A 615-nucleotide genomic window follows, 5' to 3' on the forward strand; every position below is an offset into this window, starting at 1 on the left:
CCAGGGACCTGCGGATTAACAGTCCGTCGCTCTACCAACTGAGCTATCAGGGAAAAGAGGCCGCATTCTATAGGGGAAATTTTACGATGTCCAGATTTCCCCGAGAAAAATGTACATTTCCCGGCTGCGCCTTGCCCGTCGGTCAGCCGGGATGCTCTTGCGGGTAGTAGTCAACGACCAGCACCCGGCCCAGCCACGGCTTGAGCTGCTCGACAAAGGCCAGGTGGGCCGCATGGGTCAGGTACCCGTCGCGGGCGGCGGCGTCATCGAAGGTCAGGGTAAAGCAATCGGTAAAGCCGTCATCGAGGCCTTCCGGGCTGACGTTCGGCCCCCATTCGAATTGCCGCACGCCGGGAATGCGGTGTTTCAGCTGGGAAAACTCGTAGACGAGCTCGGCGTGCTTGGCAGACGTGATGCCATCGAGAAAGTCGCACAGGACGATGTGGCGCAAGGCGGAGGTACAAGTCATGGGAAGGTGCTCCTGAAGTGATGCATTCAGGATAGCGCAAAACGCGATCACGCACAGGCAAGCCCCGCTGGCGGCGGTGGAAAACAAAAAAGGCCATGTTTTTCAACATGGCCTTCCGAATTCTGGCTCCCCGACCTGGACTCGAA

Annotated in this window: 1 protein-coding gene; it reads right to left on the bottom strand. The window is 58.5% G+C overall.

The window, feature by feature from the left end; all coding sequences use genetic code 11:
* Positions 1 to 142: 142 nt before the first annotated feature.
* Positions 143 to 469 (bottom strand): Dabb family protein, encoded by a 327-nt coding sequence (locus tag NCG91_RS27850; protein WP_251352090.1) that lies wholly within the window; start codon positions 467 to 469, stop codon positions 143 to 145.
* Positions 470 to 615: the final 146 nt, after the last annotated feature.

It is taken from the genome of Janthinobacterium kumbetense (genome assembly GCF_023703445.1).
In the GTDB taxonomy this organism is placed as follows: Bacteria; Pseudomonadota; Gammaproteobacteria; order Burkholderiales; family Burkholderiaceae_D; genus Janthinobacterium; species Janthinobacterium kumbetense.

Bases quoted from the DNA above. Each gene is read 5' to 3' on its own strand.
- NCG91_RS27850 (WP_251352090.1), bottom strand. From the start codon at position 469: ATGACTTGTACCTCCGCCTTGCGCCACATCGTCCTGTGCGACTTTCTC.